Raw genomic sequence first — 24,511 nt, forward strand, 5'->3', positions numbered from 1 at the left:
GTTAAACGTACAGAGATTAATCAGCCTTTTTCGACCTGACCAAAATCCAGTTCTACCGGCGTTGAGCGGCCGAAGATCAGTACGGAGACCTTCACGCGGCTCTTTTCGTAGTCCACCTCTTCAACGGTACCGTTGAAGTCGGCGAACGGACCATCGGCAACCCGGACCATCTCACCCGGTTCAAACAGGGTTTTCGGACGCGGCTTGTCGTGGGCATCTTGCAGACGATTGAGGATGGCATCCGCTTCCTTATCGGAGATAGGAGCAGGGCGATCGGAGGTACCGCCGATGAAACCCATTACACGTGGTACATTGCGTACCAGGTGCCATGTGGTTTCATCCATCACCATCTGGACCAGGACGTATCCCGGGAAAAATTTGCGCTCACTCTTGCGCTTCTGGCCAGCACGCATCTCGACCACTTCTTCGGTCGGGACCAGCACTTCACCAAACAGCTCTTCCATGCCATGCATCTTGATATGTTCACGCAGGGATTTGGCAACACGGCCTTCGTAGCCGGAAAATGCCTGCACGACATACCATCTCATACGCTGTTCACGTTGTTCAGTCATGGCTTATCCTTACACACCGGTAATCAGGTTGACCAACCAGACCAAGGCGCCGTCCAACACGAACAGCAGCAGCCCCATCACGGCAGTCACCGCCAGCACAATCAGGGTTGTCTGAATGGCTTCCTGACGGGTCGGCCATACGACCTTGCGGACTTCCAGGCGAGACTCACGGGCAAACGCCAGTGTTGCCTTGCCCTTGGTGGTTTGCAGGGCCACTGCACCGGCAGCAGCGATGACAACGACCACACCCAGGGCGCGGACGGCAGCAATAACGTCGCTCAGCAGGTAATTGCCCACTACAGCGGCCGCAAGGATGATGAAAACCAGGCCCCAAAGCAGGGTATCCTTGCTTCCGCCCTGACCCTCAGAACTAACACTCATACAACCCACCTGTATCTGACGTAACCAAAGACACAAAAGCCCCGTACGAGACGAGGTATATGGCAGGGGCGGCAGGACTCGAACCCGCAACCATCGGTTTTGGAGACCGCTGTTCTACCAATTCGAACTACGCCCCTGCATAAGAAAGCCCCTATTATAGGGGCTTTGCTTTATTTATGTAAGCCAAGATTAAGCGATAACTTTGGCTACAACACCAGCACCTACGGTACGGCCACCTTCACGGATGGCGAAACGCAGGCCGTCGTCCATCGCGATCGGGGCAATCAGGGTAACAACCATCTTGATGTTGTCGCCCGGCATGACCATCTCTACGCCTTCCGGCAGTTCGATGGTACCGGTCACGTCGGTAGTACGGAAGTAGAACTGCGGACGGTAGCCCTTGAAGAACGGGGTATGACGACCACCTTCTTCTTTGGACAGCACGTACACTTCGGATTCGAACTTGGTGTGCGGCTTGATGGTGCCCGGCTTGGCCAGTACCTGACCACGCTCTACGTCTTCACGCTTCACGCCACGCAGCAGTGCGCCAACGTTCTCACCTGCACGACCTTCGTCCAGCAGTTTGCGGAACATTTCAACGCCGGTACAGGTGGTCTTGGTGGTATCTTTGATACCAACGATTTCCACTTCTTCACCAACCTTGACGATACCGCGCTCTACACGACCGGTAACTACGGTACCACGGCCTGCGATGGAGAAGACGTCTTCGATAGGCATCAGGAACGGCTGGTCAATGGCACGCTCCGGCTCCGGAATGTAGGTGTCCAGGTGGCCAGCCAGTTCCAGGATCTTCTCTTCCCACTGAGCTTCGCCTTCCAGCGCTTTCAGTGCGGAACCACGGACTACCGGCAGGTCATCACCCGGGAAGTCGTACTCGGACAGCAGTTCGCGAACTTCCATCTCGACCAGTTCCAGCAGCTCTTCGTCATCTACCATGTCACACTTGTTCATGAACACGATGATGTACGGAACGCCTACCTGACGACCCAGCAGGATGTGCTCACGAGTCTGCGGCATCGGGCCGTCAGTCGCTGCTACTACCAGGATCGCGCCGTCCATCTGGGCAGCACCGGTGATCATGTTTTTAACGTAGTCGGCGTGACCCGGGCAATCTACGTGGGCGTAGTGGCGGGTAGCAGTGTCGTATTCTACGTGGGAGGTGTTGATGGTGATACCACGCTCACGCTCTTCTGGCGCCTTGTCAATCTGGTCGAAGGCGAAAGCTTTACCACCGAAGTGCTTGGCCAGCACGTTGGTGATGGCGGCGGTCAGGGTGGTTTTACCGTGGTCAACGTGGCCGATGGTACCCACGTTAACGTGCGGTTTATTACGCTCAAATTTTTCTTTAGACATGATCGTCCCTCTAAACTAACGCTGAGTACGCGGTGGCAAGCTAACCACAGAACAGTTTATATGATGGATTTGAATCAAGGGGAGTAGAGAGGTTGGTGCTGACAGGCTGGTTCGATTGCCGAACTCACCCTAAGGTGTGGCTCTCAGAATTACCTGAGCCATATCAGCATCTTGGAGCGGGCAGCGGGAATCGAACCCGCATCATCAGCTTGGAAGGCTGAGGTAATAGCCATTATACGATGCCCGCATTTCTCTAACCCAAAGAACTCAAACCGCAGAGAAATATGGTGGAGGGAGAAGGATTCGAACCTTCGAAGGCAGAGCCGTCAGATTTACAGTCTGATCCCTTTGGCCGCTCGGGAACCCCTCCAGTTGCATAAATGCCACAACGGTAATTCTGCTTGCACCCGTTGTTTTTGTCGCTTTTGCTGGGCAAATAGACGACAGACATCCAAGCGTCGCGCATTTTATGGTAAGGATTTTGGGGATGCAACCATTGCACCTTGCAAAATGTGCATTTATGCCGGGATCCAGGCAAAAAAACGCTCCTTCTCCGTCCCGACCGGACGCGTCCCTTGTCGCTCCCGATCCCTTGGTGTATGGTCGCCCTGCCCAAGAAACAGTGATGACACCATGACGACAGAGCATAACCCCTATTTGCAATTCACCCGCGAACAATGGGCGTTATTGCGCGATGCGGTCCCCCTGACCCTGACCGAGCACGATCTGCAGACCCTGCGCGGGATCAACGAGAAGGTGTCATTGCGGGAAGTGGAAGAGATCTATCTGCCCCTCTCCCGTCTCCTCAATCTCTACGTCAAGGCCAAGCAGCGCCGCAGCCGGGTGCTGGAGCAGTTTCTCGGTCAGTCCCGCGGCAAGGGCACCTATATCATCAGTATCGCCGGCAGCGTGGCGGGAGGAAAGAGCACCACGGCCCGTATCCTTCAGGCACTGCTGGAGCGCTGGCCGGAGCACCCCAGGGTGGAGCTGGTCACCACCGACGGCTTCCTGTTTCCCAACAAGGAGCTGGAAGCCCGTGGCCTGATGCGCCGCAAGGGGTTCCCCGAGTCTTATGACATCCGCCATCTGGTGGAGTTTGTCGCCAATATCCGCGCCGGCCACGAGAAGGTCGAGGCCCCCGTCTACTCCCACCTCATCTATGACATCCTGCCCGACGAGAAGAAGGTGGTGGAGCAGCCGGACATCCTGATCCTGGAAGGGCTCAATGTGCTGCAAAGCGGCATGGACTATCCCCAGGACCCTCATCGCGTGTTCGTGTCGGACTTCGTCGACTTTTCCATCTATGTGGATGCCGATGCCGAGCTGCTGCGCACCTGGTACATCGATCGTTTTCTCAAATTCCGCAGCGGCGCCTTCTCGGATCCCGACTCCTATTTCCACCACTACGCCAAGCTGGCCGAGAGCGAGGCGACCGAGATCGCCAACAACATCTGGCAGGATATCAACTACCTGAATCTGCAAGAGAACATCTTGCCGACCCGGGAGCGGGCCAACCTCATCCTCACCAAGGGCAACGAGCACGCCATCGAGCAGATCAAGCTGCGCAAGTGACCACTGTCGCAGTGCATACATGAAAGAGGGGGCCCGCAGGCCCCCTCTTTCATTCAGTCGTCATGAGCGTATGGGCTCAGTCCCCCCGCCGCAAGGAGAGTTCCCCTCCCAGATAGAACTTGAGCCCCTCTTCCGTTTCCAGACGCAGGGCTCCGCGTTCGTCGATCCCCCGGGCTATCCCGCGGATCACCTGCTCTCCCATCAGCAGCTTCACCGGCTGGCCGGCGAAGTGGTCGAGCCGGTTCCAGCTCTCGACGAAACTCGCCAGTCCCGTCTGTTCGAAGGTCTGCATGGCCTGCTGCAGGTGCAGCAGCACGCAGGCGGCAAGCTCGTTGCGATCCACCAGCTCGGGCTGGATATGGCGCAGCTCGGACCAGGCCTGATCGATCTTCTCCCCCTCCCGACTCGGCATCGCCAGATTGAGGCCGACCCCGATCACCAGATGGCAGCTGGCACCCGCACTGCCGCTCATCTCCACCAGGATGCCCGCCAGCTTGCGGCCCTGGTAATAGAGGTCGTTCGGCCACTTGAGCTCCACCCCGGGATAACCGAGGGACTCCAGCGCCTCGACCACCGCCACGCCGACCGCGAGACTCAGTCCCATGGCGGCCGCCATGCCTTGCTCAAGCCGCCAGTACATGCTCAGGATCAGCTGGCAACCGAAGGGGGAAACCCAGGGTTTGCCACGACGTCCCCGCCCGGCGGTCTGGCACTCGGCCAGACAGCTTTCCCCGGAGCTCAGGGTATTGACCCGCTCCAGCAGGTACTGGTTGGTGGAGTCGATGACAGGGAAGCAGTGCACCGGCGCCATCGGTGCCTCTGCCTGCAGCCGCCCCTCGTCATAGAGGGCCATGGGCACCGCCAGCCGATAGCCCTTGCCGGTCAGGCTGAAGAGATCCAGCCCCAGATCCTTGAGCGCGGCCATGTGCTTGCTCACCGCAGCCCGGCTGATGCCAAGGCGCTCGCCCAGCTGCTCGCCGGAATGAAACTGACCATCGCTCAGCAGGGTGATCAGGGTCTGTCTGACGGGGGTCAGGGTCATGCCAGTACCTCATCGAGCCAAGTTTCACCGCTGCGCCCCATGAAGCGCACCTCGTGTTCCAGCACCACACCGAACTGGTGCTCCACGCTGTCGCGGACATGGGCCGCCAGCGCGATGAGCTCCATTGCGCTGGCGCCCCCCAGATTGACCAGCACCAGCGCCTGCTCCTGATGCACGGCGGCACGACCGATGGCAAACCCCTTGAGACCGCACTGATCGATGAGCCAGCCAGCCGCCAGCTTGGCCTGCCCTTCTGCCGCAGGGTAGCAGGGCATCTGCGGGTATTGCTGTTTCAGGGTCTCGGCCAGGGCGGCGGGCACCACAGGGTTTTTGAAGAAACTGCCCGCGTTGCCCAGCACCGCCGGATCCGGCAGCTTGGCCATGCGGGTGGCACAGACGGTGTCGAAAATGGCCTGTGGCGAAGGGGCATCCCCCAGCGCCGCCAGCGGGCCATAGCCGGCGACCGGGCGCCATGCCTTGGGCAGGCGCAGACCGACGGCGATGATGAAGTGGGAGTCCTGATAGTCGTGCTTGAAGATGCTGTCACGGTAACCGAACCGGCAGTCGGCCGCCGCGATGCGCTCAACCTCGCCACTCTGCCAGTTGAACGCCTCCACGTAGGCACAGACGCTGGCCAGCTCGACCCCGTAGGCACCGATGTTCTGTACCGGGGCCGCCCCGACCGTCCCGGGAATGAGTGCCAGGTTCTCCAGCCCGTGCCAGCCCTGTTGCAGGGCGTGGCATACCAGCTCGTGCCAGTTTTCACCTGCCGCCACGTGCAGCAGCCAGTGCTCGGACTCCTCGTGCAGCGTGATCCCTTTCAGGCCGTTGTGGATCACCAGACCGGCAAAGTCATCGCAGAACAGGATGTTGCTTCCTCCTCCCAGCACCAGGCGCGGCAAGGTGGCCAACTCCGGGTTGGTCCGCAGTTGCGCGAGATCATCCGGCCGGGTCACATCGGCCAGCCAGAGGCAGTGTGCATCCAGGCCCAGAGTATTGAGGGTCGACAGGGAGGCGTGGGGGGTGAGTTTCATCTGTGTGTTCCGACAAGGACAAGGGCGCAGTTTACCCCAGATCCCCCGGGACAAAAAACCCGGACACTTTTCGGACTCAGGGCTCTGGAGTAGAGTAACCCCTTCATCCCGCTGAGGAAGCATGTATGAACAATCAATTCGCCGTCATCGGCCTGGGCCTGTTTGGCAGCGCCTTGTGCGAAGAGTTGCAGCGCCAGAATGCCGAGGTACTGGCCATCGACATCGACGAGAGCAAGACCCGCCAGATAGCCACCCTCTGCAACCACGTCATCGTGGCCGATGCCACCGACGAGGCCACAGTCGCCGAACTGGGCCTGGCGAATTTCGACATCGTCTTTGTCGCCATCGGCGACAACCTGGAGACCAGCATCCTGACCACGCTGGTGCTGAAAGAGGCGGGCGTGAAGAAGGTCTGGGTCAAGGCCCGCGACAAGTTCCACGCCAAGATCCTGCAGAAGGTAGGCGCGGACAAGGTGATCAACCCGGAGTGGGACATGGGCCGCCGGGTGGCCCAGAGCATGCTGGACAACCGGCTGTTCGACTACCTGGAGCTGGGTCACGACATGGTGCTGACCGAGTTCGTGATCGGCTTGCAGCAAAACACCCGCACCCTGGCCGACTTACGCCTGCTGCAGCAAAGCGATTTCCAGCTGTTGGCCATCAAGCGGGGTGAGGTGCTGCACAACGTCCTGACCGGCAAGATGGAGCTGCAACTCGGTGACATCCTGATCCTGGCCGGCAACAAGCACGCCATCGATCACTGGCTCGACACCCTATGATCAACTGGCGCAGCAACTACGCCTTCACCCTGCATCGGGAAGACAACTCCCGCTGGAGCGAGGCCAAGCTCATCCTGGGCAGTTTCCTCATCATCCTGCTGGTTGGCACCCTGTTTCTGGTCCAGCCCTCCAGCCACAAGGGTGAGGTCACCGTCATCAACGCCCTGTTCACCGCCACCTCCGCCATCAGCGTGACCGGCCTCGGGGTGGTAGATACCGGCACCGCCTTCACCCTGCAGGGGCAGATCATCCTGTTGATATTGATGGAGATTGGTGGTCTCGGCCAGATGACCATGACACTGCTGCTCATCGCCATGTTCAGCAAGCGGGTCGGGCTGCGCCAGCAGGTGCTGGCCAAGGAGGCGCTGGGCCAGGAGGGATCCGTCAACATCGTCCAGCTGGTGAAGCGCATCGTCCTGTTCGCCCTGATTGCCCAGCTGATCGGCACCGCCATCATGGCCATTCGCTGGGTGCCCGACATGGGCTGGGGCCACGGCCTCTACGTCAGCTTCTTCCACGCGGTGTCAGCTTTCAACAACGCCGGCTTCTCGCTGTTTGCCAACAACCTCATGGACTACCGGGATGACCCCATCATCAGCCTGACCATACCGGCCCTGCTGATCCTGGGGGGGGTAGGCTTCACCGTCATCGTCGACCTGGTGCGCAACCGCCGCTGGCGCAAGCTGAAACTGCACAGCAAGCTGATGCTGCTGATGACCCCTGCCCTGCTGCTGCTGGGGACCCTGATGTTCTGGCTGCTGGAGCACAACAACCCGGGCACCCTGGGCAACGCCTCCTTCGGGAGCCAGTGGCTGGCAGCCTTCTTCCAGTCGGCCACCGCGCGCACGGCGGGCTTCAACACGGTGGATATCGGCCAGATGGTACCGGCCTCCCTGCTGTTCATGATGCTGCTGATGTTCATCGGTGCCGGGGCAACCTCCACCGGGGGCGGTATCAAGGTCACCACCTTTGCCGTCGTCCTGCTGGCGACCCGGGCGTTTCTGACCAAGCGCCCCCATGTCACCGCCTTCGGCCGCACCCTGTCACCCCAGATAGTGACCCGCTCCCTGGCCATCATCATCGTCAGTACCATGGTGCTGATGCTGGCGATGTTCCTGCTGATGCTCACGGAGTCGCAATCATTCGACAAGATCATGTTCGAGACCATCTCGGCCTTTGCCACCGTGGGACTGTCCACCGGCATCACCGCTTCTCTGAGCGAACCGGGCAAACTGATCCTGGTGCTGGTGATGATCTGCGGCCGTCTGGGGCCCCTCACCCTGGCGATCATGCTGGCCCGCCCGGTGGAGACCCGCATCCGTTATCCGGAAGAGAGCGTCTACACGGGGTAAGCCGCTCCATCCATGCAAAGAGGGGCCACTGGCCCCTCTTCTTATTTTTATGTGATCACGGCGCTCGCCAGCCTCAGGCAGCCTTGCCCCTGGTCGTCCCCTTACCAGTGCTCTTTCCAGGGCTCTTCCCCGCACGAGCACTCTTGCCCGTGCTCGTGCGGGGGCGTGCGGCGGTGGACCCAGTCCGCTTGCGGCGGGCAAAGCGTTGCTTGCTGTCACCGGGCGCCGCCTTGGGCAGCGCGCTGAAGCTGGCGCCGGAATCCTGCCGCGCCCCCTCGATCAGGCCGTTGAGCTGCTCGGTGAGCGGCCCCATGAACTGCTGGTAGCTGCCGTGACGTTCGGCGATCTGACCCAGACTCTGCTCCCACAGTGCCGTCATGTCCGGTGTCGTGGCGGTCGTGGGCAGCGCCTGGACCAGGGCTCGCCCGGTCGGGGTGGCCTTGATACTCTTGCCCTGGCGCACCAGGAAGCGGCGCTTGAACAGCAGATCGATGATCCCGGCCCGGGTCGCCTCGGTGCCCAGACCGTCGGTCTCCCGTAGGGTCTTGCGGATCTCGGGATCTTGCACATAACGGGCGATGCCGGTCATGGCGGCAAGCAGGGTGGCATCGGTAAACGGCTTGGGGGGCTGGGTCATCTTCTCCAGCAGCTCCCCCCGCTCGCACAGCAGTTCCTCCCCCTCTTTCAGGGCAGGCAGGGTTCCCGCCTCCTCCTCGTCATCCTCTTCCACTCCGAGCAGCGCCTTCCAGCCCGCCTTGAGGATGCGGCGCGCCTTGGCCTGGAACAGCCCTCCGGCGATGCGCAGCAACACCTTGCTGTCGTTGTACTCGAACGGCGGGTAGAACTGCAGCAGATACTGGCGGGCAATCAGGCCGTAAAGCTTCGCCTCGTCGGCCCCTAGGCTCCCCTCGTTCCCCCTCTTCTCGGTGGGAATGATGGCGTGGTGGGCATCCACCTTGCTGTCGTTCCACGCCTTGCTGCGGATCCTGCCATCCGCTTCGGCGACCGCCCTGGCCAGCGCAGGGGCCGTGCTGGCGATGGCCTCCCGCACCTGGCCGGCCCGGTTGAAGTGCTCGCTCGGCAGATGGCGGCTGTCGGATCTGGGATAGGTGATGAGCTTGTGCCGCTCGTAGAGGCTCTGGCAGATATCCAGCACCCGCTTGGCATCCATGCCAAAGCGCTTGGCCGCGTCGATCTGCAGGCTGGAGAGGTTGTAGGGCAGCGGCGCCGCCTGCTTGCGCGCCTGCTCCTCCACCGCCTCCACCCGGGCGGATTGCTCCTGGATCCGCTCCACCACCTTGGCGGCCAGCGCCCGGTTGAGCACCCGACCCTCCTCATCCTGCCAGGGCAGGCAGGCCTCCGATGGCAGCCACCTGGCGGTGAAGCGTTCGTTGCCCTGGGTCAACAGATGGGCCATCACCTCGTAGAACGGCTTGGGAACGAAGGCCTCGATCTCGAGATCCCGGCGCACCACCAGACCGAGCAAGGGGGTCTGTACCCGACCCACCGACAGCAGTTCGCTGCAGCCCCCCTTGCGGCCAAGCAGGGTATAGGCCCGGGTCATGTTGATGCCATAGAGCCAGTCGGCACGGCTACGGGCCAGCGCCGACACCGCCAGCGGCACGAACTCCTTGTTGTCTCTGAGCTTGTCGAGGGCGCGGCGCACGGCGGGGGGATTGAGATCGCTGATGAGGCAGCGCTGAACCGGTTTGGTCTTGGGATAGCCGAGAAAGTCGATCACCTCGTCCACCAGCAGTTGCCCTTCCCTGTCCGGGTCACCGGCGTTGACCACGCAGTCCGCCTGCTTGATGAGCCTCTTGATGACGGCCAGCTGGGCCTTGGTCTTGGGTTTGGCCACCAGCTGCCACTGGGTCGGGACAATGGGAAGGGATTCCATGCGCCACTGCTTGTAGGCGGCATCGTAGGCATCGGGCTCGGCCTGCTCCAGCAGGTGGCCGATGCACCAGGTCACCACGTCTCCCTGCGCCGTCTCGATGAAACCATCCCCCTTCTTGTGCGGTTTGGGGAGGACATCGGCGATGGCGCGGCCAAGGCTGGGTTTCTCGGCGATAAAGAGTCGCATGATGGATACACCTGAATACTGTATATGTGAACAGTATACAATCCTCCCGCCACAAACCCCAAGCCCCGGGGTGGCGTACTGCCTCCTCGCCCCGGCTTGGGCATCGCTCCCACCACAGCACATCCCGCTCCCGCTGTATGGGAAAAATGCGATTTAAATTCAATAAATCATGCAAAAACAAACAACAAAACCAAAAATCAATTATATGACGAAATAAAAACCATGACCGAGGTCAACCCTTTGAATCCTGGGACTACTACTATATTGGTAATACCCGAATTCGAAGGACACCGTCACCATGCTTGGAAAACTGTTGAGAAAGACCTGGTTCTGGCTTCTGCTGCTCGGGGCCCTGCTGGGGATCGCCGCACTGGGCGTCACCGTCACCGTGCTGCACAAGACCAGCTCCACCGAGTTCTGCGTCTCCTGCCACTCCATGCAGACCCCGCTCGCCGAATATCAGGGCAGCGTCCACTTCCAGAACGTGAAGGGGATCCGCGCCGAGTGCGCCGACTGCCACATCCCCAGTGAACCCGCCGCCTATCTCTGGACCAAGATCCGCGCCGTGAAGGACATCTATCACGAGGCGATCGGCACCCTCGACACCCCGGAGAAATACGAGGCCCACAAGCTGCGCATGGCCCAGACCGTGTGGGATCAGCTCAAGGCCAATGACTCCGCCACCTGTCGCAGTTGCCACAGCTACGCCTCCATGGACATCCTGGCCCAGCGCCCCAATGCCCGCGCCGAGCACCCGGTCGCCATCAAGGAGGGTCAGACCTGCATCGACTGTCACCGCGGCGTTGCCCACATCATGCCCGACATGAGCGGCCTGGCCGCCGCCGGTGCCAGCGAACTGGCCGCCGCCGCGGCCCAGACCCCGGCAACCGTCACCACCCGCTATGCCATCGCCACCACCCCGCTCTATCTGGATGCTGGCGCCAAGACTGACGAAGGCACCCTGATGCCCTCCACCCAGGTGGAAGTGCTGGCCAACGACAACGGCCGCACCCAGGTGCGCATCGACGGCTGGCAGCAGGACGGTGTGAGCGAGGTGTTCTACGCCGCCCCCGGCAAACGGATCCTGAGCGTGCTGGTCGGCGAAGCCGCCAGAAAAGCCCTCGTGACCGGCAAGAGCGAAACCGACAGCGCCACCAACCTCACCTGGCATCAGGTCAGCCTGACCGCCTGGGTCGACCAGAGCCAGCTCATCGGCGACCAGGGCAAGCTGTGGCAATACGCCTCCACCCTGATGTCCAACAACTGCACCGGCTGTCACGGCCTCACCGCGCTGGATCACTTCAACGCCAACCAGTGGATCGGCGTCATCAAGGGGATGGAGTCTCGTACCTCCCTCACCCCGGAGCAGGCGCGCATGCTCACCCAATACGTGCAGAAACATGCCAGCGACATGAGCGCGGCCCATTAAGGCAGGAACAGAGGACTCTCCCATGACTTTTTTCAATGACCAACAGACCAACCTCTCCCGCCGTACTCTGCTCAAGGGGCTGGGGGCCTGTGCCGCCCTGCCCCTGCTGGCTGGTCTCTTCCCGAAAAGCGCCCTGGCCAAGGCCGTCAGCACGGCCCTTGAGCAGTTCCCCACCCTGGTGCCCGCCCAGAAGGGCATCCTGACCGGCGCCCACTGGGGAGCCTTCGAGGCCATCGTCTCCGAGGGCCGCATGGTGCGGGTCCAGCCGGTGGCCGATGACCCAGCGCCGAATGACCTCATCGACATGGCGCCGTTCCAGGTCCACGCCAAGAACCGCATCAAGTACCCCATGGTGCGCAAAAGCTGGCTGGAGCACGGCCCGGGCGCCAGACCGGAGTTGCGCGGTGCCGACGAGTGGGTACGGGTGAGCTGGGAAAAGGCCATCGACCTGGTGGCCGGCGAGATCCAGCGCGTTCAGTCTGATTTCGGCCCGCAGGCGATCCACGCCGGTTCCTACGGCTGGAAGAGTGTCGGCATGTTCCACAACAGCCGCACCCTGCTGCACCGCCTGATGAACCTCTCGGGCGGCTTCACCGGTTATGCCGGTGACTACTCAACCGGCGCGGCTCAGGTGATCATGTCCCACGTGATGGGCTCCATCGAGGTGTATGAGCAGCAGACCGCCTGGCCCAACGTCATCGAGCATGCCGAACTGGTGGTGCTGTGGGGGGTCAACGCCCAGGTCACCCTGAAGAACAGCTGGAACATGCCGGATCACGAAGGTCAAGCGGGCTTCAAGGCGCTGAAAGAGAAAGGCACCCGGGTCATCAGCATCGATCCCGTCTACAACGAGACCGCCAAGCTGGTCGGCGCCGAGTGGATTGCCCCGAACGCCTACACAGACGTGGCCATGATGCTGGGGGTGGCCCACACCCTCTACAGCGAGAAGAAGCACGATCAGGCCTTCCTCGATCGCTACACCGTCGGCTTCGACACCTTCCTCACCTATTTGCTCGGCAAGGAGGACGGCCAGCCCAAGAGCGCCGAGTGGGCGAGCAGCGTCTGCGGCGTCGATGCCAAGGTGATCCGCCAACTGGCCCTCGACATGGCCGCCAAGCGCACCATGATCATGGCCGGTTGGGGCATGCAGCGTCAGCACCACGGGGAGCAGCCGAACTGGATGCTGGTCACTCTGGCCTCCATGCTGGGCCAGATCGGCCTGCCGGGGGGCGGCTACGGCTTCAGCTACCACTACTCCTCCGGTGGCAGCCCCAGCGCCAAGGGCGGCATTCTGGCGGGTATCTCCGCCGGCAATGCCCCGAAGAACAGCCCGGCCCCCATCCCGGTGGCCCGCATCGCCGACTGTCTCGCCAACCCGGGCAAGACCATCGACTTCAACGGCCGCAAGGTGACCTATCCGGACATCAAGCTGGTCTACGTGGCGGGCGGCAACCCCTTCCACCACCATCAGGACACCAACAACCTGCTGCAGGCGTGGCGCAAACCGCAGACCGTGATCGTTCACGAGCCTTACTGGACCGCTACCGCCAAGCACGCCGATATCGTGCTGCCGGTCACCACCAGCTACGAGCGCAATGATCTGGAGATGGGGGGCGACTACTCCCAGCGCTATGTGTTCCCGATGCACCAGTGCGTGCCGCCCCAGTTTGAAGCCCGCAACGACTTCGACATCTTCAGCGCCATCGCCGCCAAGCTGGGTGTGCAGGAGCAGTACACCGAAGGGAAGGACGAGATGCTGTGGCTCAAGCAGATGTACGACGGCATGGCGGCGCAGGCCCGTGGCGCCCGTGTGGCGCTGCCGCCGTTCAACATGTTCTGGGAGTCCAACAACTACATCCGCTTCCCGATCCCGGAGGCCAACCGCCAGTGGATCCGTCACGCCGATTTTCGCGAGAACCCGCTGCTCAACCCGCTCGGTACCCCGTCCGGCAAGATCGAGATCTTCTCCAACACGGTGGCGGGGATGGGTTATGCCGACTGCGCCGGTCATCCCAAGTGGTATGAGCCCAAGGAGTGGGTGAAGAGCGAGGTGGCGGCGCGCTATCCGCTGTCGCTCAACACCTCCCACCCGACCCAGCGGTTGCACTCCCAGCTCGACAACACCCCGCTGCGGGACAAGTTCGCCATCGCCGATCGGGAGGCGATCCTGATCCATCCGGACGACGCCAAGGCGCGCGGCATCCAGGATGGCGATCTGGTGCGGGCCTTCAACGAGCGCGGCCAGATCCTGGTGGGGGCCCTGATCTCCGCCGATATCCGGCCCGGGGTAGTGCGGGTGTGTGAAGGGGCCTGGTACGATCCGGCCAAGCCGGGGGAAGCGGGCAGCATCTGCAAGAACGGCAACGTCAACTGCCTCACCTTCGACGAGGGTTCGTCCAGTCTGGCCCAGGGCAACTGCGGCCACATGGCCCAATTGCAGATAGAGAAGTATATCGGGCCAGTGCTCGCCAACACGGCGCACGAGGTACCGGCCAACGGCTGAGTAGAGGACTGAGCAACAAAAACGGCGCCATCAAGGCGCCGTTTTCTTATCGCAGTTTGTGGTGTGGCTCAGAAGTCTCCTTCCACCATGTACTCTTCGGCGCACTCCGCCAGCTGGGGCCAGAGATCTTCCGGCACCCAGGCCTCGGGGTCATCCTCGTCACCGTCATACTGGCTCCAGAAGAAGGCACGCAGCCCGCTTGCGAAATCGTCGCTCAACTCCGCCAGTTCGGAGAGGGGCCCCAGCCAGGCAATACGGCGCAGGCCGGAGGCGAGATCGTTGATGGCATCCATCAGGGTGCGATCATCCAGGCTCTGCTCCACCAGCAGGGTGAAGCGCTCGCGGGCGCTCTCGGTCTGATCCTCGTCCAGCTCGCCCACATCGGCCAGCAGGTCGACAAAGTCCTCCAGCAGGAACTGGATCAGGGCATCCCTGTCCTCGAACCACTGGATCTGGGCCCCCTTGGTGCCCAGCACCGAGGCATCGAACGAATCATCGAGATGGCACAAAGCCCAAGGATCGTCAGTCATTGCTACCCTTCCTACACCTGAAACAAGAGACGTATCTTATGCCGGGTGCCGCACCCTTGCCAGCACGGCGGCACAAAAGGGGCCCCCGACGGGGAGCTCCGTCACTCAACCCTGGCCACCTTCGGCAGGGAGAGGGAAGCAGCGAGCCCCCCCAGCTCGGCCCGCCCCATGATGAGGCTGCCGCGATAGGCTTCCGCGAGATCCGAGACGATGTTGAGGCCAAGGCCCGAGCCCGGCACCTTCTCGTCGAGGCGCACCCCCCGCAGCACCGCCTTGGCGATCTGATCCTCGCTCATGCCGGGACCGTCGTCCTCGATGCGCAGGGTGATCCAGCCCCCCAGCTCGGCGCTGGAGATGCGCAGCTCGCTGGCAGACCACTTGAAGGCGTTCTCCAGCAGGTTGCCCACCATCTCGTCGAAGTCCTGCTCCTCCACCCCGACCGCCAGATTGACCGGCACCTGCAAGTCCACCGTCTTGCCGGGATAGAGGCGGGAGAAGGCGCGGCAGATGTACTCCACCCGGGCCCGCACCGGGGTCGACACCCCGAGGATCTTGGCGGCGCCGGTCACCCGCGCCTTGCCGAGGTGATAGTCGATGTGGCGCTGGATCTGGTCGAGCTGCTCGCCGAGGGCGGCTTGATCCTCCGGCGGCAACTGGGTCACCTGGTTGCGCATGATGCTGAGCGGCGTCTTGAGGGCGTGGGCCAGGTTGCCGGTGTGGGAGCGGGCTCGTTGCAGCAGCTCGCCATAGTGGTGCAGCAGGCGGTTGATGTCCTCCACCAGCGGCTGGATCTCCAGGGGGTAGCGCAGCCGGAACCCCTCCTGATGACCCTGATGGACGCGGCTCAGCTCGCGGCGCAGCAGGTGCAGCGGGCGCAGGCCGTAGAGGATCTGGAACATGAAGCCGAGCACCAGGCCGGTGGCGGCGAAGCCGAGGCCGAGGAACAGGCTGATACGGGTCTTCTTCAGGGTCTGGGTCAGGGCGCTGCTGTCCTTGGCCATCACCAGGGTGAAGACCCGATCAGACCCCGGCAGCAGCACGGTACGGGTCATGATGAGCAGGGGCTCCTTGTTGGGCCCCTTGCCGACGAAGAGGTCCGGATCGCCGAAGGCCGACTTCAGGCCGTGGGCGCTCAAATGGGCATCCCACAGGGAGCGGGAGCGACTGACCACCGTCTCCCCCAGCTCCAGTTGCCAGTAGTAGCCGGAGTAGGGCTGGCGATAACGGGGATCGGCCATAGGCTCGGTGACCACCGGCATGCCGTCCGGCTGGATCTCGAGGCGAGAGAGCAGATCGTAGAGCTGCAGGCGCAGGCCATCGGCCTCCGCCTCCAGCCAGTAGTTGCGCATCATGGTCTGCAGGCTGAAGCCGGTGGCGAACAGGAAGAGACCGCACCAGACCATGGCGATCACCACCAGCCGACCTCGCAGGGTGCGTACCAGCCTCATTCAACCCACCCCGCCATCGGTTGCGAGGGTGTCATTCGTTGATCCGGTAGCCGAGGCCGCGCACCGTCTCGATGAGATCGGCGTGGGTCTTCTTGCGGATGCGGCCGATGAACACCTCCACGGTGTTGGAGTCGCGATCGAAATCCTGGGCATAGATGTGGTCGATCAGCTCGCTGCGCGACACCACCTTGCCCCTGTGCTGCATCAGGTAGCCCAGCACCCGGAACTCGTGGGCGGTGAGCTTGATGGGGGTCCCTTCGTACCACACCTGGGACGCCGCCATGTCGAGACGCACGCCACCGATCTCGAGGATGGAGCTGGCGTTCCCCGCCGCCCGGCGCACCAGCGCCTGCACCCTCGCCACCAGCTCCGCCACCTGGAAGGGCTTGGTGAGGTAGTCGTCAGCCCCGGCGTTGAGCCCTTCAATCTTCTCGTGCAACTGGCCACGGGCGGTCAGCACCAGCACCGGGGTGTCCATCCCCTTGCTGCGCCACTCCTTCAGTACGCTCAGGCCGTCGCGACCGGGCAGGCCGAGATCCAGGATGATGGCGTCATAGGGTTCGGTCTCGCCGAGAAAGCCCGCCTCGTTGCCATCGTGGCAGAGATCGGTGACGAAACCGGACAGACGCAGCTGTTCCGCCAGCTGGCCCGCGAGGATCTTTTCATCTTCAACTATCAGAATGCGCATACATGGGTATCCAAAACAGGGTTGTGCCGGCACCGGCAACGGTTGGGGGGACGAATCGGATGGCGGTACGTTCGCGGACTCACGCCGTTACTCCTCTTCCGGGGGCGGGCGCGGAGCGAACAGGCGTTCCAGATGGTGGCCCTTGAGCCACACCATCTCCAGGTTGTCAGCCCGGTAGCCCACCTTGATGACGCTGTTCTCCTCGTCGATGAGCCTGAGCTCGTAGAGCCAGACGCCATCCTCCTCACCCAGATCGACCCGCAGCACCCGCACCGGCAGGCGGGAGGCCACCGCCATCAGCTCATGAAAAGGACGGACCCGCCCCTCGCTGACCGCCTGTTGCAGCAAGGCCTCGTTCGGCTGGGCCGCCTGAACCAGCATCGGCAGCAGCAATCCAAGCAGGGGCAGCGCGCTATTCATGGGTGATTCATCTCTCAAAACCTAACATAATGCCGTTTATAGTGTGCCAGCCATGAATCCGGAATGAATATGATCCCACGCAGTATCCTGCTGATCTTGTGCCTCTTTTCCACCTTTGGCTGGGCGGCGCAGACACGTCTCGACATGGCCGGACTGGTCAAGTTGTTGCTGGCACAAGGGTATCACGACATTCGGGAAGTGGAGCTGGAAGGGGACAAATTCGAGGTCGATACCCTGAATGCCGACGATCAGCGCGTCCAGTTGCAGGTCGATGCCAACACCGGCGAGATCACCAAAAAAGAGGCCGAATAGGCCTCTTTTGCTATGGGCGTGACGGCTGTTGCGCCGCCCCCTTCCCGGCTACTTGCGCTCGCCTACGCCAGGGGCGCAGCAGCTTCTCTCGCCGTGGCCACAGCAGGGCGCAGGCCAGCACCAGATAGATGAGGGGCTCCTGCCACCCGCTCTTGACCGACCACCAGTAGTGTACCGGCACCAGTAGAGCCACCCCGTAGATCCAGTTGTGCAGCTTCTGCCAGGCAGGCCCCATGCGCCGCAACAGGGCCGGGATCGAGGTGATGCCGAGCGCCAGCAACAGCAGCAGCGCCACCATGCCCACCACTATGTAGCTGCGCTTCACCAGCTCGCCGCCAATCAGCCCCCAGTCGAACTGCAGATCCAGCCCCAGCCAGACCATGAAGTGCAGGGACGCCCAGGCGGCGCACCAGAGCCCGAGGGGGCGGCGCAACTTGATGAGCTGCCCCTGGCGCCAGCGCTTGGCGAGCGGCGACACCAGCAGGGTCAGCAACAGCAGGTGGAGGGCCCCCTTGCCAAGGTAATGGGTCAGCCCCTGGACCGGATCCCCCCCCAGCAGCCCGGCTGGCACGGCATAGCCCAGCCAGAGCAAAAAGCCGATCGAACCAAAGTGCACCAGCGCCCGCAAGCCGTTGACATGGGCTGTTTTCAGTCTCGGCATCATATTGCAGCTCCCGTCATGTTTTTCCCACTTCTCATCCCCTCTCCCACCAGGGGAAAAGGAGGCAAGAGATCAGTCGGACAGCGCGTCAGTCTCAATACCATTTACGCAGATCCATCCCCTGATAGAGGGACGCCACCTCGTCGCCGTAGCCATTGAACATCAGGGTCGGCTGGCGCTTGGCCCCGAAGATGCCCCCCTCGCCGATGAAACGCTCGCTCGCCTGGCTCCAGCGCGGGTGATCCACGTTCGGGTTGACGTTGGCGTAGAAGCCATATTCGTTGGGGGCCAGCAGGTTCCAGGTGGTGGGGGGCATCTCCTCCACCAGGCGGATGGAGACGATGCTCTTGATGCTCTTGAAGCCGTACTTCCAGGGCACCACCAGCCGGATGGGAGCCCCGTTCTGGGCGGGCAGGGTCTTGCCATAGAGCCCCATGGCGAGGAAGGAGAGGGGGTGCATGGCCTCGTCGAGGCGCAAGCCCTCCACATAGGGATAATCGATGCCGCCCCCCAGGGCACGGGAGGCCTGCCCCGGCAACTGTTCCGGATCATAGAGCGTCTCGAAGGCCACGAACTTGGCGCGACTGGTGGGCTCGGCACGGCGGATCAGATCCGCCAGCGCAATGCCGCTCCAGGGCAATACCATGGACCAGGCCTCCACGCAGCGCAGCCGATAGATGCGCTCCTCCAGCGTGCTCTTGTTGATGAGATCCCACACATCCAGGGTGAAGGGTTTGGCCACCTCCCCTTCCACCTTCAGGGTCCAGGGCTCGGGCCTGAGGTAATGGCCGTTGCGGGCCGGGTCCCCCTTGTCGGTCCCCAGCTCGTAGAAATTGTTGTGGGTGGTGGCCTTCTCCTCCGGGGTGAGGATCAATCCCTCTGGTCGGGTCGCGGCACGGATGTCGAGGGGTCTGGTGGGGGCCACGGTGGCCGGCTTGTCCGATGCGAAGAGATCCAGCAGGCTGGCCTTCACCGGAAACGCCAGGGTGGCGGCACCGACGCCCAGGCCCAGCCCTTTCAGAATGCGGCGACGATCCTGATAGACGGTTTCCGGCGTGACATCCTGTTCGGTGGGGTGATGAGAAGTACGGCGCTTGATCAACATGAAAAAACTCCCGGGACGATGAGGTTGACAACCATAAGACCCGCCCCGGCCGAGTTTTATTTCACACAGAATTACATGAGTTGGTAAAGGGGCAGTGCCTTGGCCATGGTACCGGCCAGGAAGAGCACTACGAACACCAGCAGAGGAACGATCACGTTTGGCACCATCAGACTCACTCCATGAGCAGGACAGGGCCTCTAACTATGGAACAAGGTCTGCGGCGCCTCCAATGAATTTTTTTCGCGAGCGCAAGCGTATTCCAGAGTTGCAAAGAGTGACCGGAATCACACACAATCCGGCCCCCGCTTGCTGCCGCTCCACCGCGGAGTAGGCTGCCTCCTTTTCCGGATTCAACCACTGAGAGTCACGCCATGAGCCCACTGTTCGCCATCGCCATCACGACCGGGATCCTCTCCGCCGTCTGGGGTGGACTGGCCGCCGCACTCGGTCTCATCTCCTGGGTCGGCTTCCTCGGCTGCACCAGCTACTTCGCCTCGAGTGGCGGTTACAAGGCGCTGTTACAGACCTTGCTGTGCAACACCACCGGCATGCTGTGGGCACTCCTGCTGATCCACGGGGAGACCTGGTGGGGGGCCGGCATGGCGGGTTATCTGATGACAGGGGTGGTGGCCACCCTGATGTGCGTGCAGGCCAGGCAGCAGTGGCTCGCCTACATTCCCGGCACCTTCGCCGGTTGCTGTGCCACCTTCGGCGCCGCAGGCGAGTGGCGGCTCATTCTGCCCTCCCTCATCATCGGCGCCCTGTTTGGCTATCTGATGAAGGCGAGCGGCCTCTGGCTCTCCCAGAAGACTCTCTCTACCGACGGCGTCAGCGACCCGGCCTGAGCCTGAGCCTGAGCCTGAGCCTGACAAGGTAACCGATTCGGTCGGAAACCAGAGGGGCGGCCCGTCATCGACGGGCCGCCCCTCTGTCATGTATCCCTTCTATCCCTTCGACTTGAAGTTGGCCGCCTCGATGCCGTGCCGATTCAGCAGCTTGTAGAAGTCGGTGCGGTTTCTCCCCGCCATGTTGGCCGCCAGGGTCACATTGCCTTCCGTGGTGCGCAGCAGCCGGATCAGGTACTCCTTTTCAAACTCGGCCCGCGCCTCGTTGAACGAGGGAATGCCGCCACCGCCGCCACTCAGGGCCGACTCCACCATGGCCGCGCCTATCACCGGGCTGCAGCAGAGGCTCGCGAGCTGCTCCACCACCCCGCAGAGCTGGCGCACGTTGCCCGGCCAGGCCGCGGCGGCCAGCAGGGCCAGCGCCTCCGGCGAGAAGCCGAGGGCGGCGCAATCGGGGTGACGGTTGCGGTAATCGTCCAGCGCCTGACGGGCCAGCAGGGGGATGTCCTCGCTGCGGGCGCTCAGAGGCGGCAGAGTGATGTTGGCCACGTTGAGGCGGTAGAAGAGATCCTCGCGAAAACGCCCCTCTTCCATGGCGGTCACCAGATCCTGATGGCTGGAGCTGATGACCCGCACCTCGGGGGTACCCTGACCATACTCCGCCAGCACCTGGAGCAACTTGGCCTGGAGTGACTCCGACAGATCCCCTATCTCGTCGAGGAAGAGGGTGCCGCCTTTGGCCTCGGCAAACAGGCCGGACTGGCCATCCTCGCCAAACAGCTGCAAGTCCAGCGCGGGCCAGGGCAGAGCCGCACAGTTGATGGTATGCAGCGGCTTGTCGCGGCGGTGGCTGGCCTGGTGCAGCGCCTGGGTCATCACCCCCTTGCCGGCGCCGGAGGGGCCCAGGATCAGCACGGGCACGTCCATGGTGGCGATGCTGCTCGCCTGGATCAGCAACTGCTCCATCTGCGGGTTGCGGGTCTGGATGAGGGACTGCCACTCCTGCTGCTGCTTCGGACGGGTCAGGCTGAGAGCATGTTCTATGGTGACCAGCAGCTCGTCCTTGTCGATGGGCTTGGTGAGGAAGCTGAACACCCCGGAGCGGGTCGCCTGGATGGCGTCGGGAATGGTGCCGTGGGCGGTCATGATGATCACCGGCATGCCGAGCCACTGGGACTGGATCCGCTCGAACAGCGCCAGCCCGTCCATGCCCCCCATGCGCAGATCGCTCAGCACCAGGTCGGCCCGTTGCTGGCGCAGCCTGTCCAGCGCTCCTTCGGCGCTGTCGGCGGTATCCACCTCGTAACCCTGGCTGCGCAGGCGCATGCTCATCAGCTTGAGCAGGCTGGCATCATCGTCCACCAGCAGAATACGGCTCATGCTCTCACCCCCTCTTGGCGAAAAACGCGGTCATTGCGGCGCGGTCCGGAGCTGTCATGGCTGACCTCCCCCATTGAGCTTACGCTGGTTGAGCTGCTCGTCGATGGCGGAGAGCTGCTCTATCTGCTGGCGTAGACGCTTCACCTCCTGACTCTGATCGTCGCGGCGGCTGTCTCGCACCAGCAGCTCCTCCCCGAGGGCGATCCAGCTGCGCAGGAAGGCCTGGGCATCGAGACCAAGCTCCGGCAACAGAGCCTTCAGCTGATCCAGCCCGGCCCGGCGGCTGGCCACCGATTCGGACGGGTGGGTGTTGACCATGGCCAGGCTGACCCGGCTCTCGAGGTCGGTGGCGCCGGCCAGTCGCTGGCGCTCCTGCATCCGCTGCTGGGGATGACTGGCCAGCAGCCAGTCCGAGTATTGCAGGCGCACCTGCATCTCCTTGTTGGCAAACTCCATCCGCCTGGCGATCGCCTCCTGGGAAGGCTCGGTGAGGCTGGTAGAAGGCAGCAGGGAACAGCCAGCGAGCAGGCCTATCATCAATACGGGAATCACAAATCGTTTCATCTTGAATGTCACTTCAGATCCTGGTGGGGAGCAGGCACCTGCCCGCTCCTCTCAATATTCGGTGTCAAGGCGCCACCCGCACCTGCGGGGTCGCCGCCACGCCCGTCAGCTCGGGCGCACGTTCAAATCCAGCCGGAAACAGACATCCGCCTGGGCATCCTCGATCAGCCTGAGCTCGCCGCCCAGACTCATGGCAGACTCCCGGGCAATGGAGAGGCCCATGCCGGAGCCTTTCAGCAATCCCTGACGCACTATGCTGCCCTGTTCAAAGGGCTCGAAGATGCGCTCCCGCTCGTCTGGCGGGATGACAGGCCCTTCGTTGGCCACCTCCAGCCAGCCGCCGCCCGCTCCCGCCCCGGCGCGGATCCAGATCTGTCCGCCCCTGGCGCCATAGCTAACTGCGTTGGAAAAGAGATTGTCGAGGATGAGTCGCAGGCGGTAGGGCTCTGCCCGCAGGCTGATGGGCTCGGGCGGCAAGTGTACACTGATTTGCTTGGATTCCAGCGCGAGCCGGTACTCTTCGGACAAGTCTGACAACAAGGGCGCCAGGGGCACCTCGGACAGGGTGAACACCTCCTGCTGGCTGAGGCGATTGAAGTCGAGCAGCCGCTCGATCAGGGTCTGCAGACGGCGGCTGTTCTCCTCCAGCATCTGGCAGATCTCCTGCTGATCCCCGTTGAGGGGCCCCACCAGCTGCTCCGAGAGCAGATCAGCCCCCTCCCGCAGCACGGCAAGGGGGGTTTTCAGCTCGTGGGATACGTGGCGCAGGAACTGGTATTTCTGCTGTTCCAGCTCCTTGAGCTTGTCGTGCAGCCAGCTGATCCGCTCCCCCAGCAGCACCAGTTCGGCCGGGCCATCCACCGGGCGCTGATCCGGCTCGACGCCTGCGCCCAGACTCAGGATCCGCGACTCAATCTGACGTACCGGGTGGATGATGAGGTAGGTAAAGAGCAACACCAGCAGCAGGCTGAGCCCGACCACGAAGCCGCTGACCCACCAGATCTGCTGTTTCAGCTCCACGATGGCGCCCCGCATGCGGGTCACGTGATCATCCACCTGGCTGCGGGTGACCACTTCCAGTTGCTGGTTCAGTTCGTTGAAGTCGGTGAAACGGGGGCTGGTCGCCTCCTGCCTGGCCTTGCGCAGATCCTGCAGGCCATCGAGCCAGACCAGCGTCGCCTCGAGATCTCCGTAGACCTCGGCATCCGGAATGGAGTCCTGATGGGTCGCGAGCAGTTCCCGGTAGCGCACCAGCTGCTGCCGATAGCTGGCCAGGATGCGGTCATCACCCAGGACCGCATAGCGGCGCAGGGTGCGCTCCAGATCGATGGCCTGAGTGGAGAGCAGCGTCGCCCGGCGAGTGTCCCGCACCGCACGTTCCATCTCGTCGCTGGTGAGCTGGCCCAGGTGGGAGAGAGCCTGACTGTCGTGCCAGATCATGCCCCCCAGGGGCATCAGCACCAGCACGAAGCCCATCAGTACTACCTGGAGCAGGGAGCGGGGCCGAACCTTGGTCATCTTCTGCGGTCTCGATTCGTCATGGGGGAGCCAGCATATCCGCACTGCCCCAAAAAGCAAAACCGGCCATAAAGCCGGTTTGATTGCTCACCGAGGCCGGATTCACGCCAGGCCGACGGACGCCACACAGATGACAATGATCATGGCAAGGGCCCCTGACGCGGCCAACAGTGCCCATTTCATTTCTACGCTCATGCAAACCTCCTTTCTGCCAATCAGCGTTGGATCACAACAGATAACGACATGTTAATTCATAGTGAATCCCATAACCGTGAGCTGCGTATATATTTCAGACGAGCCCAACCCAAGGAATGGAAAGCATGTTTTACCTCTGTAGCATTGGATCCAATCTCGACCCCGCCCTGCACGTCAGTCAGGTCGTCGCCGAATTGCTGGCCCGCTTTGGTCGCCTTCACCTGAGTTCCGTCATCCAGACCAAACCCGTGGGCATGCATTCGCGCCACGACTTCCTCAACTGCCTGTTCGCCGTCCAGAGCGACCTCTCCCCCGTCCAGCTCAAGGCCGAGTTTGTCACCATGGAGCTGGCCCATGGCCGGGATCGCAGCAACCCCCTGTGCAAGGTGGCGGACAGGCCACTGGACATCGACATACTGGCCTGCGGCGAACGGGATGACTTCGCCGAGGCCGGGGTGGATGCCTACCTGGGGGATCTGCTGGCGGAGATGTATCAGGGCGGCAGTGTGGACTCCGGCAAGGTGACCCTCGGCCTGCCGGGCAGCAAGGTGTTTGCGAAGCAGCGCATCGGCCAGGCCCCCATCCATCTCTGCCAGCAAGACGAGGCCCTGCTTCCCGGCAACGGCCACCCCGGCCCCCCTTCCCGGCACGCCGCCATCCGGCACCCTTGAGTCGTTCACACACATGAGGCGCCCAAAGGCGCCTCATGTCATGGCGGCCCGCC

The 24,511-nt window shown here is 62.6% G+C and carries 24 protein-coding genes and 3 tRNA genes; 8 read left to right on the top strand and 19 right to left on the bottom strand.

Annotated features, from left to right (window positions below):
• Positions 1–20: 20 nt before the first annotated feature.
• The 6 genes from nusG to HKD46_RS00120 all read right to left on the bottom strand — a co-directional run bounded on the left by nusG (position 21) and on the right by HKD46_RS00120 (position 2,697).
• Positions 21–548, bottom strand: a complete 528-nt coding sequence (nusG, locus tag HKD46_RS00095; RefSeq protein ID WP_197055467.1) for a transcription termination/antitermination protein NusG — start codon at positions 546–548, stop codon at positions 21–23.
• A gap of 33 nt (positions 549–581) precedes the next feature.
• Positions 582–953: a preprotein translocase subunit SecE gene (gene secE, locus HKD46_RS00100; protein WP_010675960.1), complete on the bottom strand. Its 372-nt coding sequence runs from the start codon at positions 951–953 to the stop codon at positions 582–584.
• Positions 954–1,013: 60 nt separating this feature from the next.
• A tRNA-Trp gene (locus tag HKD46_RS00105) sits at positions 1,014–1,090 on the bottom strand.
• Between the two features lie 52 nt (positions 1,091–1,142).
• Complete coding sequence (gene tuf / locus HKD46_RS00110) at positions 1,143–2,327, bottom strand: elongation factor Tu (protein ID WP_005306325.1); 1,185 nt, start codon at positions 2,325–2,327, stop codon at positions 1,143–1,145.
• A gap of 172 nt (positions 2,328–2,499) precedes the next feature.
• Positions 2,500–2,574, bottom strand: a tRNA-Gly gene (locus HKD46_RS00115).
• Positions 2,575–2,612: 38 nt separating this feature from the next.
• Positions 2,613–2,697, bottom strand: a tRNA-Tyr gene (locus HKD46_RS00120).
• A 263-nt stretch (positions 2,698–2,960) separates the two neighbouring features.
• Between HKD46_RS00120 and coaA the strand changes: the two genes are divergently transcribed.
• Positions 2,961–3,899: a type I pantothenate kinase gene (coaA, locus tag HKD46_RS00125; protein WP_029314861.1), complete on the top strand. Its 939-nt coding sequence runs from the start codon at positions 2,961–2,963 to the stop codon at positions 3,897–3,899.
• Positions 3,900–3,975: 76 nt separating this feature from the next.
• On the opposite strand, the gene birA is transcribed toward coaA, so the two are convergent.
• Together birA and murB are read right to left on the bottom strand one after the other, a co-directional pair.
• A complete protein-coding gene (gene birA, locus HKD46_RS00130; protein ID WP_010675963.1) occupies positions 3,976–4,941 on the bottom strand; it encodes a bifunctional biotin--[acetyl-CoA-carboxylase] ligase/biotin operon repressor BirA in 966 nt (321 codons plus the stop codon).
• On the bottom strand, positions 4,938–5,975 hold the full coding sequence (murB, locus tag HKD46_RS00135) for a UDP-N-acetylmuramate dehydrogenase (protein ID WP_103243871.1): 1,038 nt from the start codon (positions 5,973–5,975) through the stop codon (positions 4,938–4,940). Before murB ends, birA begins: the two co-directional genes overlap by 4 nt.
• Positions 5,976–6,100: 125 nt before the next feature.
• Here murB and HKD46_RS00140 point away from each other — a divergent pair, with 125 nt between their 5' ends.
• The gene (locus tag HKD46_RS00140) at positions 6,101–6,754 is read left to right on the top strand and encodes a TrkA family potassium uptake protein (RefSeq protein WP_010675965.1); all 654 of its coding nucleotides are present in this window, start codon (positions 6,101–6,103) and stop codon (positions 6,752–6,754) included.
• Entirely contained in the window at positions 6,751–8,106 is a 1,356-nt protein-coding gene (locus HKD46_RS00145) for a TrkH family potassium uptake protein (RefSeq protein WP_053288043.1), read from the top strand. The genes HKD46_RS00140 and HKD46_RS00145 overlap by 4 nt, the downstream gene beginning before the upstream one ends.
• Positions 8,107–8,179: 73 nt before the next feature.
• Here the strand turns inward: HKD46_RS00145 and HKD46_RS00150 are convergent, their stop codons facing one another.
• On the bottom strand, positions 8,180–10,189 hold the full coding sequence (locus HKD46_RS00150; protein WP_171864724.1) for a DNA topoisomerase III: 2,010 nt from the start codon (positions 10,187–10,189) through the stop codon (positions 8,180–8,182).
• 298 nt (positions 10,190–10,487) lie between these two features.
• Here HKD46_RS00150 and HKD46_RS00155 point away from each other — a divergent pair, with 298 nt between their 5' ends.
• Together HKD46_RS00155 and torA are read left to right on the top strand one after the other, a co-directional pair.
• Positions 10,488–11,618 carry a NapC/NirT family cytochrome c gene (locus HKD46_RS00155; protein WP_043153917.1) on the top strand — a complete coding sequence of 377 codons (1,131 nt, stop codon included), beginning with the start codon at positions 10,488–10,490 and terminating at the stop codon, positions 11,616–11,618.
• A gap of 22 nt (positions 11,619–11,640) precedes the next feature.
• Entirely contained in the window at positions 11,641–14,121 is a 2,481-nt protein-coding gene (torA, locus tag HKD46_RS00160) for a trimethylamine-N-oxide reductase TorA (RefSeq protein WP_171864725.1), read from the top strand.
• Between the two features lie 68 nt (positions 14,122–14,189).
• Here the strand turns inward: torA and HKD46_RS00165 are convergent, their stop codons facing one another.
• The 4 genes from HKD46_RS00165 to HKD46_RS00180 form a co-directional block, all read right to left on the bottom strand.
• Complete coding sequence (locus tag HKD46_RS00165; protein ID WP_171864726.1) at positions 14,190–14,651, bottom strand: hypothetical protein; 462 nt, start codon at positions 14,649–14,651, stop codon at positions 14,190–14,192.
• Positions 14,652–14,752: 101 nt separating this feature from the next.
• The gene (locus HKD46_RS00170) at positions 14,753–16,099 is read right to left on the bottom strand and encodes a sensor histidine kinase (RefSeq protein ID WP_171864727.1); all 1,347 of its coding nucleotides are present in this window, start codon (positions 16,097–16,099) and stop codon (positions 14,753–14,755) included.
• Between the two features lie 31 nt (positions 16,100–16,130).
• A complete protein-coding gene (locus HKD46_RS00175) occupies positions 16,131–16,787 on the bottom strand; it encodes a response regulator transcription factor (RefSeq protein WP_005332666.1) in 657 nt (218 codons plus the stop codon).
• Between the two features lie 87 nt (positions 16,788–16,874).
• Positions 16,875–17,207 (bottom strand): PepSY domain-containing protein, encoded by a 333-nt coding sequence (locus tag HKD46_RS00180; protein ID WP_041211926.1) that lies wholly within the window; start codon positions 17,205–17,207, stop codon positions 16,875–16,877.
• A 63-nt stretch (positions 17,208–17,270) separates the two neighbouring features.
• Between HKD46_RS00180 and HKD46_RS00185 the strand changes: the two genes are divergently transcribed.
• The gene (locus HKD46_RS00185; RefSeq protein WP_010675973.1) at positions 17,271–17,519 is read left to right on the top strand and encodes a PepSY domain-containing protein; all 249 of its coding nucleotides are present in this window, start codon (positions 17,271–17,273) and stop codon (positions 17,517–17,519) included.
• Between the two features lie 10 nt (positions 17,520–17,529).
• On the opposite strand, the gene msrQ is transcribed toward HKD46_RS00185, so the two are convergent.
• On the bottom strand, positions 17,530–18,183 hold the full coding sequence (gene msrQ / locus HKD46_RS00190; protein WP_171864728.1) for a protein-methionine-sulfoxide reductase heme-binding subunit MsrQ: 654 nt from the start codon (positions 18,181–18,183) through the stop codon (positions 17,530–17,532).
• A gap of 91 nt (positions 18,184–18,274) precedes the next feature.
• Entirely contained in the window at positions 18,275–19,285 is a 1,011-nt protein-coding gene (msrP, locus tag HKD46_RS00195) for a protein-methionine-sulfoxide reductase catalytic subunit MsrP (protein WP_104452138.1), read from the bottom strand.
• A gap of 371 nt (positions 19,286–19,656) precedes the next feature.
• Between msrP and HKD46_RS00200 the strand changes: the two genes are divergently transcribed.
• Positions 19,657–20,130 carry a DUF1097 domain-containing protein gene (locus HKD46_RS00200; protein ID WP_039039614.1) on the top strand — a complete coding sequence of 158 codons (474 nt, stop codon included), beginning with the start codon at positions 19,657–19,659 and terminating at the stop codon, positions 20,128–20,130.
• A gap of 99 nt (positions 20,131–20,229) precedes the next feature.
• On the opposite strand, the gene HKD46_RS00205 is transcribed toward HKD46_RS00200, so the two are convergent.
• The 4 genes from HKD46_RS00205 to HKD46_RS00220 form a co-directional block, all read right to left on the bottom strand.
• Positions 20,230–21,510 (bottom strand): sigma 54-interacting transcriptional regulator, encoded by a 1,281-nt coding sequence (locus HKD46_RS00205; RefSeq protein ID WP_010675978.1) that lies wholly within the window; start codon positions 21,508–21,510, stop codon positions 20,230–20,232.
• 54 nt (positions 21,511–21,564) lie between these two features.
• The gene (locus tag HKD46_RS00210) at positions 21,565–22,074 is read right to left on the bottom strand and encodes a hypothetical protein (protein WP_039039694.1); all 510 of its coding nucleotides are present in this window, start codon (positions 22,072–22,074) and stop codon (positions 21,565–21,567) included.
• Between the two features lie 105 nt (positions 22,075–22,179).
• Positions 22,180–23,592 carry a sensor histidine kinase KdpD gene (locus tag HKD46_RS00215; protein ID WP_045522797.1) on the bottom strand — a complete coding sequence of 471 codons (1,413 nt, stop codon included), beginning with the start codon at positions 23,590–23,592 and terminating at the stop codon, positions 22,180–22,182.
• 102 nt (positions 23,593–23,694) lie between these two features.
• Positions 23,695–23,787, bottom strand: coding sequence for a YnhF family membrane protein (locus HKD46_RS00220; RefSeq protein ID WP_010675981.1), 93 nt, complete (start codon positions 23,785–23,787; stop codon positions 23,695–23,697).
• 125 nt (positions 23,788–23,912) lie between these two features.
• On the opposite strand from HKD46_RS00220, the gene folK reads away from it, so the two are divergent.
• Positions 23,913–24,458, top strand: coding sequence for a 2-amino-4-hydroxy-6-hydroxymethyldihydropteridine diphosphokinase (gene folK, locus HKD46_RS00225; RefSeq protein ID WP_053288038.1), 546 nt, complete (start codon positions 23,913–23,915; stop codon positions 24,456–24,458).
• The last annotated feature ends 53 nt before the right edge of the window (positions 24,459–24,511 follow it).

It is taken from the genome of Aeromonas sp. TW 6, assembly GCF_013168745.1.
Taxonomy (GTDB): domain Bacteria; phylum Pseudomonadota; class Gammaproteobacteria; order Enterobacterales; family Aeromonadaceae; genus Aeromonas; species Aeromonas caviae.